The following is a 15,680-nucleotide window of genomic DNA, read 5'->3' on the forward strand; positions in this document are numbered from 1 at the left end:
TTGCAATGGAAAGCAATATGGTTATGCATTTAACAAACTGAGATGACCCGAAATTCACAACGGCCGCTATCACTTAAACGCGCACTAATTTAAGTAATGCCTATTGATGATTGAAGTTCATAAAGACAAAAATAAAACGGACCGCTTATGCGGTCCGTTTTATTCAACATACAAATTACACTAATTGTGCTTAGTTGCTCACAACAAAGTACTCAATGTCAGTATTTGCACGCAGTACGGCTAGTACAGATGATAAATCTTGCTGAGAAGATGCACGCTGCATTTGCATCGCAACTTGATCTTCTAACTCACTATCTAGCTCTGCGTTTACAGCGTCAAGCTCGATGATAATGATGTTACCTTCAAGATCTTTAGACTGACCGTATACTGGTTTACCATCGACTGGTTTTGCCATCGCGAATACCGTTGTTGCTAACGGAGAACGACGATCTACTGTCTCTTGTTCACCAAAGGCAAGATTGTTTTCAGCAAGCACGTTCGTCTTACCTTCTTTCAATGCCGCAACGACTTGTGTTCCAAGTTCCATCGCTTCTTGCTCACCTTTAACACGAGATAGCTCTGCAACAACCTGATCTTTCACTTCTTCTAGTGGAAGAACTGTCTCGTCAAGCTCATCTTCAACACGAACAACGATAATATGCTCAGGCGCAACTTCGATAGCTTCAGAGTTTAGGCCATCTTCTTTAACTTCAGGACTTAGGATAGCTTGCATTACCGCAGGGCTACGAAGCACTTCAGGTGCATCAACCTGAGAAATAAAGTCCGTTGTCTTCACTTCTTGGTTAACCGCTTGAGAAGCATCATACAATGAGTCTGGGTATTCAAACGCTACGCGCTCAAGCTCATTTTGCAACTCGTAGAATTGATCGATCGCTTGTTGGTCGACCATCTCTTGTTTGATTTCAGCAGCGACTTCTTCAAATGGCTTCGCCACAGAATCTTTTAGCTCTTCAAGCTTGATAATGTGATAGCCAAAGTCCGACTTTACTAGACCCGACGTATCGCCAGGATTCTTCAGTGCGAATGCCGCTTCTTCAAAAGCAGGGTCCATCACATCACGCTCAATCCAACCTAGGTCACCACCGTTTTCAGCGCTGCCAAAATCGTCAGATTTCTCTTGAGCAAGCGTCGCAAAATCTGCACCCGCGTTTAGCTCATCTAGGATAGCTTGCGCTTTTGCTTCATCGTCCCCTTCTACAAGAATGTGAGCGACACGTCGTTGCTCTTCTGAAGAGTATTTGTTTAAGTGCTCGTCGTAGTACTTTTTCACCTCAGCATCAGAAACATTAACTTGTTCCTTTAGCGCTTCAGCTGACAGTTCGATGTAAGAGACTTTAACCTGCTCTGGGCGTGTAAAGTTGTCTGGGTTTGCTTTGTAGTACTCTTGAATTTCTTCGTCGGTCAATTCAATATTTTTCGCAAACTCCGCTAAGTCGATCTGAATCGTGCGAATATCACGAGTTTGAGTGAACAGCTTGCCTTCTGCTTGTACTTCACCCGGCAGAATAAATTCACTGTTTTGTAGCGCATTCAGCAGTTGCTCACGAACCAATTCACGACGCATGTACTCAGCAAAAGAGTCTGGCGAAAAGCCTGCACGACGCAAAGAAGCTTGATAGATCTCTTGATCAAACTGACCATTAGATTGGAACTGAGGCATGTCTAGAATCATGCTACGCACTTGAGTGTCGCTGATTCGCAGACCCAAAGCTTCAGCTTGTTGGTCAAGCAACACGTCATTGATCATTCGATCTAAAACGGATTTGCGGAAAGATTCAACATATGCAGGGTCAGCCAGCATTTGAGAGAAGTAGTCACCCAACTGAGCTTGCATACGGTTACGCTCATTTTGGTATGCCATCTCGAACTCACCACGAGGAATCTCAGTGTTACCGACTTTCGCTGCAGAGTTGTTGCTACCACCAACGATGTAGCTACCTACACCTGCAAATACGAAAGACAGGATGATAAGTCCAAGGATAATTTTGACCGCGATGCTATTCACGCCTTCGCGTAGTCGATCCATCATAATTTAACTGCTCTCCACAATTGAAGCCTACTGCTTCTATCTAATAGAAATAATGGCGCAATAATATCAGAAAAAGAAATGCGCATCAGTATGATGCGCATAATTTAAGAAAGTTCGGCTCGAAGTTTGTAAATTTTTGTTCGAAACTTATTGTTTGAGCAAAAGTTAAGCAAATGGCCGGTTACAGAAATAACGCCGTGATTAGTTACAAGCGTCTTTCAGTGCTTTACCAGCTTTGAAAGCTGGTACTTTTGCTTCTGCGATTTGGATTTCTTCACCAGTTTTTGGGTTACGACCAGTACGTGCAGCACGAGTACGAACGCTGAATGTACCAAAGCCAACTAGAGCGACTTGATCACCAGATTGAAGAGTTCCGCTTACTGCTTCGATGAATGCATCTAGAGCACGACCCGCTGACGCTTTAGAAATATCTGCATTTTCTGCGATTTGTTCTACTAACTGAGTTTTATTCACTGTAATTTCCCCTTTGTGTCATCTGTGATTATTTTTGTGATGACTTTCGTTCCATTGTTAAGAAAATATGCTCCACCCCTTATTCATCAAGGGCTGGCAGCTATCGAAACTAACTTAGCGCCCAAAAAAAACGCTGACAAGCCTTTTTGGGCTTATCAGCGTAAACTTTTACTTATTTTTGCTACACATCACTATTTTTGAGACTCAAACTCAACGCCCGTCGGGTCTCGCTCTAGTGCGACTTTCAGTACTTCATCAATCCACTGTACAGGGATAACTTCCAGATCCGCGATAACATTATCAGGAATCTCTTCCAAATCACGCTCGTTATCTTTTGGAATTAGCACTGTCTTAATGCCACCACGGTGTGCCGCAAGTAACTTCTCTTTTAGGCCGCCGATAGGTAGAACCTCACCACGCAGTGTGATTTCACCCGTCATCGCTACTTCTGCTTTCACAGGGTTGCCTGTTAGAGAAGAAACCAATGCTGTACACATTGCTGTACCCGCACTTGGGCCATCTTTTGGTGTCGCGCCTTCCGGGACGTGTACGTGAATATCTTTCTTCTCGTAGAAGTCAGTATTGATACCTAGCTTTTCTGCACGAGAGCGAACCACTGTCATTGCTGCTTGGATAGACTCTTGCATCACATCACCAAGAGAACCCGTTTGTGTCAGCTTACCTTTACCTGGCATTGATTGAGTTTCAATCGTTAATAGATCGCCACCCACTTCGGTCCAAGCTAGGCCAGTTACTTGACCAATTCGGTTACTTTCATCCGCTTTACCGTAATCGAAACGTTGAACACCTAAGTACTCTTTTAGGTTGTCCATCGTTACCGTTACTGACTTGATGTCCTTATCCAGCAAGATGTTCTTCACCGCTTTACGGCAGATCTTAGAAATCTCACGCTCTAAGTTACGGACACCCGCTTCACGCGTGTAGTAACGAATGATGCCAATAATCGCAGAATCTTCAATGACGATCTCATCCGCTTTCAAGCCATTACGCTTCACTTGTTTATCAACAAGGTGACGTTTTGCAATGTTCAGCTTCTCGTCTTCGGTGTAACCAGATAAACGAATAACTTCCATACGGTCTAACAATGGACCCGGGATGTTCATCGAGTTCGATGTCGCAACAAACATAACGTCAGAGAGATCGTAATCCACTTCTAGGTAGTGATCGTTGAACGAGTTATTCTGTTCAGGATCAAGTACTTCTAGTAGAGCCGATGCCGGATCACCACGCATATCGGAAGACATTTTGTCGATTTCGTCCAATAAGAACAGCGGGTTCTTCACACCAACCTTCGACATCTTCTGGATCAATTTGCCTGGTAATGAGCCGATATAAGTACGACGGTGACCACGAATTTCCGCTTCATCACGCACACCACCCAACGCCATACGAACATACTTACGGCCTGTAGCTGAAGCAATTGAACGACCAAGAGACGTTTTACCTACACCAGGAGGACCAACAAGACAAAGGATAGGACCTTTTAGCTTGTTGATACGGTTTTGAACCGCCAGGTATTCAAGGATACGTTCTTTGACGCGTTCTAGACCGTAGTGATCTTCATTAAGAACCTCTTCTGCTTTCGCTAAGTTTTTCTTAACTTTTGAGCGCTTAGCCCAAGGAACGCTGACCATCCAATCGATGTAGCTACGAACCACTGTTGCTTCAGCAGACATTGGAGACATCATCTTAAGCTTTTGCAGCTCTTGCTCTGTCTTTTCACGTGCCTCTTGAGGCATTTTTGATTCGTCAATCTTCTTCTGTAGCGTTTCGAACTCGTCTGGTGCGTCTTCCATCTCACCAAGTTCTTTCTGAATCGCTTTCATTTGCTCATTCAGATAATACTCACGCTGAGATTTTTCCATTTGCTTTTTAACGCGACCACGAATTCGTTTTTCAACTTGCAGCAAGTCGATCTCTGATTCCATCTGGCCCATCAGGAATTCCAGACGCTCAGTGACGTCAACAATTTCAAGCACTTGCTGCTTATCCACCAACTTTAACGGCATATGAGCCGCAATGGTATCCGCTAAGCGTGCGGCTTCGTCGATACCATTAAGTGACGTTAGCACTTCTGGTGGAATCTTCTTGTTTAGCTTAATGAACCCTTCAAACTGATTAATCGCGCTGCGAACAATCACTTCTTGCTCACGCTCATCCAATTCTGGCGTAACAACAAATTCAGCTTCCGCTAGGAAAAAGTCACTCTCTTTAAAGTGATTGATTTTTGCTCGCTGCTGGCCTTCGACCAATACTTTTACTGTGCCATCCGGAAGCTTCAAGAGCTGGAGAATGGTGGCTACCGTACCTACGTCAAATAGGTCGTCAACCGTAGGCTCGTCAGTATCCGCTTGCTTTTGTGCCACAAGAAGAACTTGTTTGTTGGTTTCCATCGCCGTTTCTAGACAGCTAATCGATTTCTCACGACCAACAAACAATGGAATAACCATGTGTGGGTAGACCACTACGTCACGTAGAGGTAGTACCGGGATCTCGATACGCTCGGAACGTTCCAAGTTCATATAATTCTCTCTTCCGCTTTCACGTTTAACGTATTACTTAAGGCAGTATATGGGGGCTAATTGTTTGGATTCAATAAGAGAAATAAAAAAAGGAGGTAATTACTTACCTCCTTTTTCATTATGGCTGAATTTACTCTGCTCCAGCTGCCTGATTGTCTGCGTTACTGTAAATAAGCAGTGGCTCTGACTCGCCATTAATGACGGACTCATCAATCACGACTTTACTAACGTCTGTTGCAGATGGTAATTCGTACATGGTTTCAAGTAGCACGCCTTCAAGAATCGAGCGTAAGCCACGAGCACCTGTTTTACGCTCCATTGCTTTTTTCGCGATAGCGCGCAGCGCATCTTCACGGAATTCAAGTTCGGCGTTTTCTAGCTCAAACAATGCTGCATATTGCTTGGTCAGTGCGTTCTTCGGTTCACATAGGATCTGAATCAACGCTTCTTCATCAAGCTCAGTCAGTGTTGTTGTTACAGGTAGACGACCAATGAATTCTGGAATGAGGCCGTACTTCACTAAGTCTTCAGGTTCAACTTGAGTAAATAGCTCACCTACCGTCTTCGATTCATTCTTCGAACGAACTTCAGCACCAAAGCCAATACCTGTACCTGTTGCAACACGCTGCTCAATCACCTTGTCTAAGCCAGCAAAAGCACCACCACAAATGAACAGGATCTTAGATGTGTCCACTTGTAGGAATTCTTGCTGAGGATGCTTACGACCACCTTGAGGTGGAACCGATGCAACCGTACCTTCGATAAGTTTTAGTAGCGCCTGCTGAACACCTTCACCAGATACGTCACGCGTAATAGATGGGTTTTCAGCTTTGCGTGAAATCTTATCAATTTCATCAATGTAAACGATGCCGCGTTCCGCTTTAGCTACATCGTAATCACATTTTTGCAGAAGCTTTTGGATGATGTTTTCAACGTCTTCACCTACGTAACCGGCTTCGGTTAGTGTCGTCGCGTCTGCCATTGTAAATGGCACATCCAAGAATCGAGCTAATGTCTCCGCAAGTAGTGTTTTACCGCTACCTGTAGGACCAATTAGAAGGATGTTACTCTTACCAAGCTCCACACCTTCGCTCGTTGTATCACCATTGCGTAAACGCTTGTAGTGGTTATATACCGCAACTGCGAGCACTTTTTTCGCGTAATCTTGCCCGATCACATAGTCATCAAGGTGTTCACGGATCTGTTTTGGCGTTGGTAACGCTTCAGATTCTTTCTTAGGGAGAACATCCTTGATTTCTTCGCGAATAATATCGTTACATAAGTCGACACACTCGTCGCAAATGTACACTGACGGACCTGCGATTAGCTTGCGAACTTCGTGCTGACTTTTGCCGCAGAAAGAACAGTACAGCAATTTACCGCTGCCACTTTCTTTGCTTTTATCTGTCATTCGCTAACCTCTTAGCCTTTACTCTTCATGAATGAGTGTATATCAATTTTTGCCAAAATGCGCTGGCAAATTACTCGCCACGGTGGCTTAACACTGCATCCACGATACCGTATTCCACAGCCTGCTCTGATGACATGAAGTTATCACGATCAGTATCGCGCTCAATGACTTCAAGAGGTTGGCCTGTATGTTCTGCTAACAACTTGTTTAGCTTCTGTTTAATCGTCAGGATTTCCTGAGCATGGATTTGGATATCAGAAGCTTGACCCTGGAAACCACCCAATGGTTGGTGGATCATTACACGAGAGTTAGGCAGTACGTAACGCTTACCTGGCGCACCACCTGCAAGCAGGAAGGCACCCATTGAACATGCTTGACCCATACATACTGTGCTCACATTTGGCTTAATGAACTGCATGGTGTCGTAAATAGACATACCTGCTGTTACGCTGCCGCCTGGTGAGTTGATGTATAGGAAAATATCTTTATCTGGATTTTCAGATTCTAGGAAAAGTAGCTGAGCCACGACAAGGTTTGCCATGTGGTCTTCCACTTGACCCGTTAAAAAAATCACGCGCTCTTTCAGCAGACGTGAGTAGATGTCGTAAGAGCGTTCGCCTCGGGAAGTTTGTTCAACCACCATTGGTACTAGCGCGTCCATAATTGGCGACATTGCATTTTTTTCTTGGTAGCTCATATTCTTATGTCCCTAAAATAAATGGCCCGGATGATGACTATCATACGGACCATTGTTAGCAGAATAGTTAACGTTAAGTCAACCTTCTACGCAAGATATTGCTTATTAAGCAGCAGGTTGTTGTTGGTTAAGTAGCTCGTTGAAGCCTACTTCTTTCTCAGAAACCTGTGCTTTAGCGATGATCGCGTCGATTGCTTGCTCTTCTAGAGCTACGTTGCGCATGTTGTTCATCATTTCTTCGTTTTGCTCGTAGTAAGCAATAACTTCTGATGGATCTTCGTATGCAGTAGCCATTTCTTCGATTAGCGCTTTAACTTTCTCGTCGTCCGCTTTTAGCTCTTCAGATTTGATTACTTCACCTAGTAGAAGACCAACAACTACGCGACGTTTAGCTTGTTCTTCGAACAGTTCACGTGGAAGCTGAGCAGCAGCTTCTGGGTTACCACCGAAGCGTTGTGCAGCTTGTTGACGTAGAACTTGGATTTCTTGCTCGATAAGCGCTGATGGTACGTTGATGTCGTTTTGCTCAACTAGACCGTCAATCGCTTGCTCTTTGATGCGGTTCTTAACAGCTTGCTTAAGTTCGCGTTCCATGTTCTTACGAACTTCAGCTTTAAGTGCTTCAACACCACCTTCAACAACACCGAACTTAGCAACGAACTCGTCGTTTAGTTCTGGTAGTTCACGAGCTTCAACTTTGTTCACTTTGATTGCGAACTTAGCTGCTTTACCTTTTAGGTTTTCAGCGTGGTAATCTTCTGGGAAAGTCACGTCGATGTCGAATTCCATACCAGCAGTTTTACCTGCGATACCGTCTTCGAAACCAGGGATCATGCGACCAGCACCCATTTCTAGAGGGAAGTTCTCAGCTTTACCACCTTCGAACTCTTCACCGTCGATAGAACCAACGAAGTCGATGCTTACGCGTTTGCCATCTTCTGCTGCTTCTTCAACTTCAACCCAAGTTGCTTGTTGCTTACGTAGAGTATCGATCATCTCTTCTACGTCTGCATCTTTAACTTCTGTTAGTGGTTTTTCAACAGTGATGCTCTCTAGGCCTTTAAGCTCAACTTCTGGGTAAACTTCAAAAGTTGCAGTGAAAACTAGGTCTGAACCTTCTTTGTTCTCTACAGGAGCAAAAGTTGGAGCGCCAGCTGGGTTGATTTTCTCTTTAACGATAGCTTCGATGAAGTGGCGTTGCATTACTTCACCAAGAACGTCTTGACGTACTGCTTTGCCGTACATCTTAGCAACCATTTTTAGAGGCACTTTACCCTTACGGAAACCATCGAAACGACGGTTTTTAGCGATGTTGCGTAGTTCAGCTGTTACAGCGTCTTCGATGTTTGCAGCTGGAACAGTAATGTTTAGACGGCGCTCTAGGCCCTCTAGCGTTTCAACAGTAACTTGCATTATATATAAACCTCTAAAGTGGCTCGGTTTTCCGAGCGTATGAGCGAAACTCAGAGGAGCTTACGCTTCATCCTTGTGTAGTGTTCTGTCCGAACACCTAATTTAAAATCGAGTATCGATACTGGTTGTCAGTACCGGACTAATCAGTGATATCTTCGATAAAATAACCAAAGGTATCTCCTATTAGCCTCAGGACAGAATTTTTAGACGCGACATTCTAGCGATCTGTCGCAACCCTGTCGAGCCAATAGCCACTATGTGGACATTGTCTGCGCTAAATTCTCGAATGCTGACCCATTTTTTCTTCAAAAATGCGATTCAGACACCGTCTAAGCATCGCCAGCATATCTAGAATGGGGACAATAGCGACTTTTTCAAGAGAATCGACCGGTTTTTTTATCGAAAAGCCTAAAAAGAGATCTTGCTCTTGTTTTACTCCACAGAGTTGAAAACTAAATCCCTAATCCTTCCTACAAACTATTAACATTTTCTTACGTGACCAAAGGAAGTTGTAAGGAGTGTAAGGATGTCGCAAAAAAAACGGATTCTGCTGACATTTTTTGCTTTCTATTTCCTGTCCGCAATTATCGGTGGCCATTGGGTTTGGCAGACCAGTTATCAATCTCTACTTGATAAACACCAATCACAGCTGGAGCAATTTTCTGGCCATATAAAAAATAAACTCGATAAGTACGCCCATATCCCAAATCTTCTCGCTAAAGATGATCCTCTTTATCAAGCGCTTCAGCACCCCAACAACAGTGCGCAACTGGAAATCACTAATCGGTATTTAGAATCCGTTAATGGCGTGATTGAAGCAGCGGATACGTACTTAATCGATCAATGGGGTACAACGATCGCGGCCAGCAACTGGCGTAAAGAGCGCTCCTTTATCGGTCGAAATTTTGCATTTCGACCTTATTTCAAACAAGCCATTGTAGGTAAACGAAGCCAATACTATGCACTGGGCTCAACATCTGGTAAACGTGGCTACTACTATTCTTATCCCATCGTATACGCTGGCGGTGTACTTGGTGTCGTCGTGGTGAAGATGGACCTAAGTAAGATAGAGGACAACTGGCAGCAACCTAACAGTGTTTTTGTCGCCAGCGACCCATACGGAATTGTTTTCATGAGTAGCCGAAGTGAATGGCTACTCAAAAGCTTACAACCACTGACAAAAAAAGAGAAAAAGCAAGTTTGGGCAAGCCAACAATATCTTGATGCGCCAATTGAAACGCTTGGATTAGTAGGTAGTTTGGACGAGGTGCATTCTGAGCTTAAACAGGGTTACCCATACAATAAAGGAACCTTGGTGGTCTCTTCGCTGCCCCTCCCCGAACTCAAACTGACAATTCGTGTGCTGTCTCCTAAACAGTCGATCGTTTGGTTCACCATGGGTTACATCTTTGTACTCACTCTAGCATTCATGGTTTTGTTTTTAATTGGTCAGCTTATCTATCACCGTCAACAGCGTCACTTGCAAATTGAACGAATTCAACAAGAAGCCAATCAAAAGTTGGAATATCAAGTCATGGCACGGACTGCCGAGTTGCAAGCTGAGATCGCACAGCGTATCGATACCGAGCAAACTTTACGCGTTACTCAAGATGAATTGGTGCAAGCAGCGAAACTCGCGGTGTTAGGACAAATGTCAGCCAGTATCAGCCATGAACTGAATAATCCACTTGCGGCAATTCGTAGCTTTGCGGAGAACGGCAAGCTGTTTCTAAAAAAAGAAAAATATGAGCGAGTGGAAGATAATCTCACTCGCATTTCTGCTCTCACTGACCGTATGGCAAATATCAGTCAGCAACTTCGCTCTTTCGCCAAAAAAACCAGTGGTGACGAGTTGGCTCAATCTCGATTGTTCCCTGTGATTGCCTCTGTAAAAGAACTGATGAAGCCCGCATTTAAATCAGGGCGCGTCACGTTAGAAACAAATTTGCCAAAGCATGATGTTGAAGTGCAGATCAATATTATTCAACTGGAGCAAGTGTTGGTCAATTTACTGACTAATGCGATAGAAGCACTCAAAGAACAACAAGACAAACAGGTAGAATTATCTGTAGAACACGATGAGCACACTGATTTGGTTTGGATTCATGTTGATGATAATGGCCCAGGGCTTGGCTCTTTCTCACTTTCTGATTTATGTGAACCGTTTCTAACTACTAAACTGAACGGTTTAGGTTTGGGTCTCTCTATCTCGCAACAAATCTTAGCCAGTATGAATGGAAAATTATGTGCCCATAATCGAGAACAAGGCGGCGCTCGATTCTCATTGTGTTTACCTATCACTTCTTACAACACTGAACCATCAAAAGGATAAGATCATGTGTCAGGTGTTTTTTATTGATGATGAGGCCGATCTCAGAATCGCTATAGAACAGACCTTTGAACTGGCGGATATCGACGCCAAGTTTTTTGTGGATGCAGAATCGGCTTTAATAGCGATGCAGCAAGGAGAAGAAGCTGGCGTCGTGGTCACTGATATCTGTTTGCCGGGCATTTCTGGTATGGATATGCTGACAACTTTGACTCAACGCGATGCAAACTTACCCGTCATCATGATCACTGGACACGGTGATATTTCCATGGCTGTGCAAGCCCTTCATCAAGGCGCTTACGACTTTATTGAGAAACCTTTTGCGCCAGAACATTTGGTTGAAACGGTTAAGCGGGCGATTGAGAAGCGCAAACTAACCAATGAAAATGAAAAACTGCGCCTGTCACTTAAAGCCAGTAAAACCCTTGGTCCACGAGTTATTGGTGAAACCTCTAGCATCCAAATATTACGAGAGACCATCACCCAAATCGCCGATACCGACGCCGATATTTTGTTGTTTGGTGAAACCGGTACAGGGAAAGAGTTAATCGCTCGTTCTTTACATGAGCAAAGCTCTCGCCGGAACCAAAACTTTGTCGCCGTAAATTGTGGAGCGGTTCCAGAGAACTTAATTGAGAGTGAACTCTACGGCCATGAAAAAGGCGCATTCACTGGCGCCGAAAGCCGTCGTATCGGTAAATTTGAGTTTGCACAAGGCGGCACACTTTTCTTGGATGAGATCGAGTCGATGCCTATCCAAGCCCAAATTCGTTTATTGAGGGTATTACAAGAGCGCGTGATTGAGCGTGTCGGTTCAAATGAATTATTGCCTTTAGATATTCGAGTGATTGCCGCAACAAAGGTCGATTTAAAACACGCAGCTGAAGAAGGTACTTTCCGTCAGGACCTCTATTATCGGCTCAATGTCGTGACCTTGGATCTCCCGCCACTACGCGAACGAAAAGAAGACATTCCAGCCCTCTTTCACCACTTTCTGTTGGTAGCAGCTTCACGTTATGGCAAAAGCTCACCTAGCTTGTCACCCCAAGATCTAGCGCAACTGATGAGCCATGACTGGCCTGGCAATGTTCGAGAACTCAGAAATGCTGCAGAGCGTTTTGTGCTATTGGGTAAGTTAATTCAGTTGGGAGAATCAAACCCAGTCGCTAAGTCTTCCTCAAGCCTTGCAGAGCAAGTAGCGGAGTTTGAGAGAGCAGCCATTGAAGGCGCTTTATTAGAAAACAACGGTAGTATTAAACAGACAATGTGCCAATTGAATGTGCCAAGAAAAACCCTTTACGACAAGATGCAGCGCTACCAAATAAATAAAGACCTTTACAAATAAAACACGTTCAGATAACTGGCATTATATTCAACTTGAATCATAATTTTTAACAACAGGTTTATCATGGTTGTTACAGATATGAACGAAAAAGTGAGAATACCGATTGTTACAGATACCGTGCTCGTAGACGGTTGCTATCAAGAAGAGAGAAGATTCGGTGAAGAGCGTCGTAAAAATAAAAAGAGGTGGCGACACTATGAACGTCGAATTAATTCAGACCCGCGCAAAACTTGTTACAAGTCAATAGACGAAGAGGTGTGAATTCTCACACCTCTTTCTACTTTCTGGCTTCCATTACTTGGTAATGATCTCCGGCCCCATCAAGGTAGTAGGCAACCAAGTCGAAACCCATGGTACATATGTGACGATAATTAGGAACAAGAACATCACTCCAACCCAGGGTAATGCTGCCTTCACTACGTTCATCATCGACATTTTGGCAACACCAGCGGTCACAAATAAGTTAAGACCCACGGGCGGCGTTATCATTCCTATCTCCATATTCACCACCATCATTATGCCCAAATGAATTGGGTCTATACCTAATGCAATCGCAATTGGGAACACGAGCGGCGCAACAATGATCAACAAGCCTGATGGCTCCATGAACTGACCACCAATCAGCAACAAGACGTTCACCACAATCAAAAAAGTGATTGGTCCGAGACCAGCCGAGAGCATCGACTCGGTGATCATTTGCGGGATCCGTTCTTCCGTTAAAACATGCTTCAAAATTAAGGCATTAGCAATGATGAACAGCAGCATGATGGTGAGTTTGCCCGCTTCATACAGGGTGTGTTTCGTGTCTTTATGAACAAAGGTTTGGAAGATTTTAACGAGCGCAGGTTTAGTGTTTTTCTTGTCTGCAAATGGCCCCATGTCTTTGTATACAAAGTTAGCAATAAAGAATGAGTACACAGCAGCAACCGCAGCGGCTTCTGTCGGCGTAAAGATACCGCCATAGATACCACCAAGAATGATGACGACCAACAACAAGCCCCAGCTTGCATCCTTGGCGGCATCAAAGGTTTCTTTCCAACCGACAAAAGGTTGCTTTGGAAGGTTCTTGATTCTCGCGGCAATGTAAATCGCGATCATCAACATGACACCCGCCAGCAAACCGGGAATCACACCACCAAGGAACATACGTCCAACTGACACATCCGTTGCGGCTGCATACACCACCATCACAATCGAAGGTGGGATCAAAATCCCTAGCGTACCTGCGTTACAAATTACCCCAGAGGCAAACTCTTTTGAGTAACCGTTTTTGATCATACCTGCGATAACAATACTACCTATGGCAACAACCGTTGCAGGTGAGGAACCTGACAACGCGGCAAACATCATACACGCGACAACCGAAGCCATCGCCAAACCGCCGCGGAACCAGCCTACAATGGCAATGGCGAAACGAATGATCCGCTTTGCTACGCCACCCGTCGACATAAAGCTTGAAGCCAATATAAAGAATGGAATAGCCAATAGCGTGTAGTGGCCCGCGAATGCATTAAACAGCGTTTGAGCAACTGACGCTAAAGAGGCATCCGAATGCATTAAAAGGAAAAGAACACTGGAAAGGCCCAGCGAAATAGCAATTGGCACGCCAACCAGCATAAAGCCAATTACCATCAAAAATAGAAATAAGATATCCATGGCTTATTGCTCCTTGTTTTTAGCGTCTTGCGAGGCCTTTGGAGCCATTACGTCTTCAGCGTCACTCATCTCAGCTTTAAGAGATTCGAGCTCTTCCTCCGCTTCATGTCCTGCAATCAAGCGATCGAGCTTACCAGTAGCGATTTGCCACGTGACTTGAACAAATCTAAACGTTAGTAGCGCCATTCCAAGTGGCAAAGCGAAGTAAGGAATAAAACGTGGCAGCTTTTCATAACGCTCTCCCTCATTTAACCAGTCGGCCATGAACTGGAGCATTTCAGGCATTGGAATATCGTCCGTTTCATACCACGCTCGGTCAGTAGCGAACGGATACCAGTAGTTCCAAGCGCCAATTAACAGCAAAATAGAGAAGGCTAAGCAACACATTGCTGCAAAAAGCGCCAGGGCTTTTCGTTTACCTTCCGGAACGATGTTAATAATGACATCGACACCAATATGAAAGTGTTTTTTCACACCATAAGATGCGCCAACCAACACCATCCATGCGAACATGAAAACGGTGAGCTCAAGCGCCCAAAGAATATTGTCGTTAAAGACATAACGAAAGATGACATTGGCAAAGGTCAGCAAGGTCATGGCACCCAAGAAGAAAGCAATCAAAGTCTCTTCAATGGCATCAGTGATTCGTCCAGCCTTGGCAAAAAAAGTCTGTTCCATAATTACATCACGTCGTCTGTAGGGGGAAAGAGCCCCCTCAGTTTGAGAGGGCTAAATGTGCTAGGTGTTATTATTTTTGGTTAGACGCCAAAGCGGCTTCGATTAGGTCAGAACCAATGTCTTTTTCGAACTTCTTCCATACTGGTTGAAGTGCAGTGACCCACTCTTGGCGCTGTTCTGGCGTTAGAGTACGAACCACACCACCGGCTTCGATGATATTGTTCTTATTCGCAAGGTTTACTTTGGTTGACTCAGCATTACGCTGAGCAGTTACCTCTTGAATAATGGTGTTTAACTGCTCGCGCTGATCATCTGGTAGGTTTTTCCAGAAGTCGTTTGACGTCACAACTAAGTAATCCAGAATTCCGTGGTTCGTTTCCGTAATGCCATCTTGAACTTCGAAGAATTTTTTGCCGTAAATGTTTGACCAAGTATTTTCTTGACCATCAATAACCTTAGTTTGCAAGCCACCGTAAACTTCTTTGAACGACATTTTTTGTGGGTTAGCACCTAGCTGCTCAAACTGAGCAACGAGTACATCAGAGGCTTGAACACGGAACTTAAGTCCTTCAGCATCAGTTGGAGAAATGAGCGGCTTGTTGGCTGACATTTGCTTCATGCCGTTATGCCAAAACGCAATGCCTTGTAGGCCACGACGTTTCATTGAATTTTTCAGCTTTTCACCCGCTTCCGAGTTTTGGAAACGGTCAACCGCGTCGACATCATCGAACAAGAAAGGAAGATCGAATAGGCGGTACTTCTTGGTGAATTTCTCAAACTTAGAAAGAGAAGGAGCAGCGAGTTGAACATCACCATTCAGTAGCGCTTCCAACACTTTGTCATCATCATAAAGTGTTGAGTTAGGAAACACCTGCATACAGACTTTACCGTTCATCTCTTCGTTGACGCGCTTTTCAAGTAACGAAGCCGCGATGCCTTTAGGGTGTTTGTCCGCGTTCGTTACATGGCTAAACTTGATGACCGTTTCACCCGGGTCACAATTTGCGGCAGCATTAAAACTGGTAACAGCAAGTGCAGAGACAGATAGTAGAGTTAGAGGCTTAAACATTATTATTCTCCTTGT

12 protein-coding genes and 1 pseudogene are annotated in these 15,680 nt (G+C 44.4%); 3 read left to right on the forward strand and 10 right to left on the reverse strand.

Annotated features, from left to right (window positions below):
* Positions 1 to 190: 190 nt before the first annotated feature.
* From ppiD to R7070_RS10080, 7 genes and pseudogenes are all read right to left on the reverse strand, one after another.
* Positions 191 to 2,050, reverse strand: coding sequence for a peptidylprolyl isomerase (ppiD, locus tag R7070_RS10050; RefSeq protein ID WP_318141201.1), 1,860 nt, complete (start codon positions 2,048 to 2,050; stop codon positions 191 to 193).
* 201 nt (positions 2,051 to 2,251) lie between these two features.
* On the reverse strand, positions 2,252 to 2,524 hold the full coding sequence (locus R7070_RS10055) for an HU family DNA-binding protein (RefSeq protein WP_005382341.1): 273 nt from the start codon (positions 2,522 to 2,524) through the stop codon (positions 2,252 to 2,254).
* Positions 2,525 to 2,715: 191 nt separating this feature from the next.
* Positions 2,716 to 5,067, reverse strand: a complete 2,352-nt coding sequence (gene lon / locus R7070_RS10060; RefSeq protein ID WP_005382343.1) for an endopeptidase La — start codon at positions 5,065 to 5,067, stop codon at positions 2,716 to 2,718.
* 130 nt (positions 5,068 to 5,197) lie between these two features.
* Positions 5,198 to 6,478 (reverse strand): ATP-dependent protease ATP-binding subunit ClpX, encoded by a 1,281-nt coding sequence (clpX, locus tag R7070_RS10065; protein ID WP_005382345.1) that lies wholly within the window; start codon positions 6,476 to 6,478, stop codon positions 5,198 to 5,200.
* Between the two features lie 70 nt (positions 6,479 to 6,548).
* Entirely contained in the window at positions 6,549 to 7,175 is a 627-nt protein-coding gene (gene clpP / locus R7070_RS10070) for an ATP-dependent Clp endopeptidase proteolytic subunit ClpP (RefSeq protein ID WP_005382347.1), read from the reverse strand.
* Positions 7,176 to 7,280: 105 nt separating this feature from the next.
* Entirely contained in the window at positions 7,281 to 8,588 is a 1,308-nt protein-coding gene (gene tig, locus R7070_RS10075) for a trigger factor (RefSeq protein ID WP_005382251.1), read from the reverse strand.
* Positions 8,589 to 8,862: 274 nt separating this feature from the next.
* A pseudogene (locus tag R7070_RS10080) lies at positions 8,863 to 9,075 on the reverse strand (hypothetical protein).
* Between the two features lie 39 nt (positions 9,076 to 9,114).
* Between R7070_RS10080 and R7070_RS10085 the strand changes: the two are divergent.
* From R7070_RS10085 to R7070_RS10095, 3 genes are all read left to right on the forward strand, one after another.
* Positions 9,115 to 10,920, forward strand: a complete 1,806-nt coding sequence (locus R7070_RS10085) for an ATP-binding protein (RefSeq protein WP_005382253.1) — start codon at positions 9,115 to 9,117, stop codon at positions 10,918 to 10,920.
* A gap of 4 nt (positions 10,921 to 10,924) precedes the next feature.
* Positions 10,925 to 12,262, forward strand: coding sequence for a sigma-54-dependent transcriptional regulator (locus tag R7070_RS10090; protein WP_005382254.1), 1,338 nt, complete (start codon positions 10,925 to 10,927; stop codon positions 12,260 to 12,262).
* Positions 12,263 to 12,340: 78 nt separating this feature from the next.
* Positions 12,341 to 12,523 (forward strand): hypothetical protein, encoded by a 183-nt coding sequence (locus tag R7070_RS10095; protein WP_021034161.1) that lies wholly within the window; start codon positions 12,341 to 12,343, stop codon positions 12,521 to 12,523.
* A 33-nt stretch (positions 12,524 to 12,556) separates the two neighbouring features.
* Here R7070_RS10095 and R7070_RS10100 read toward each other — a convergent pair whose 3' ends face one another.
* The 3 genes from R7070_RS10100 to R7070_RS10110 all read right to left on the reverse strand — a co-directional run bounded on the left by R7070_RS10100 (position 12,557) and on the right by R7070_RS10110 (position 15,665).
* Positions 12,557 to 13,918 (reverse strand): TRAP transporter large permease, encoded by a 1,362-nt coding sequence (locus tag R7070_RS10100; protein WP_005382255.1) that lies wholly within the window; start codon positions 13,916 to 13,918, stop codon positions 12,557 to 12,559.
* 3 nt (positions 13,919 to 13,921) lie between these two features.
* Positions 13,922 to 14,596: a TRAP transporter small permease gene (locus R7070_RS10105; RefSeq protein WP_005382256.1), complete on the reverse strand. Its 675-nt coding sequence runs from the start codon at positions 14,594 to 14,596 to the stop codon at positions 13,922 to 13,924.
* Positions 14,597 to 14,666: 70 nt separating this feature from the next.
* Positions 14,667 to 15,665 (reverse strand): TRAP transporter substrate-binding protein, encoded by a 999-nt coding sequence (locus tag R7070_RS10110; RefSeq protein ID WP_017634784.1) that lies wholly within the window; start codon positions 15,663 to 15,665, stop codon positions 14,667 to 14,669.
* Between the last annotated feature and the right edge of the window lie 15 nt (positions 15,666 to 15,680).

This window comes from Vibrio sp. 1557 (assembly GCF_033340175.1).
GTDB lineage: Bacteria > Pseudomonadota > Gammaproteobacteria > Enterobacterales > Vibrionaceae > Vibrio > Vibrio alginolyticus.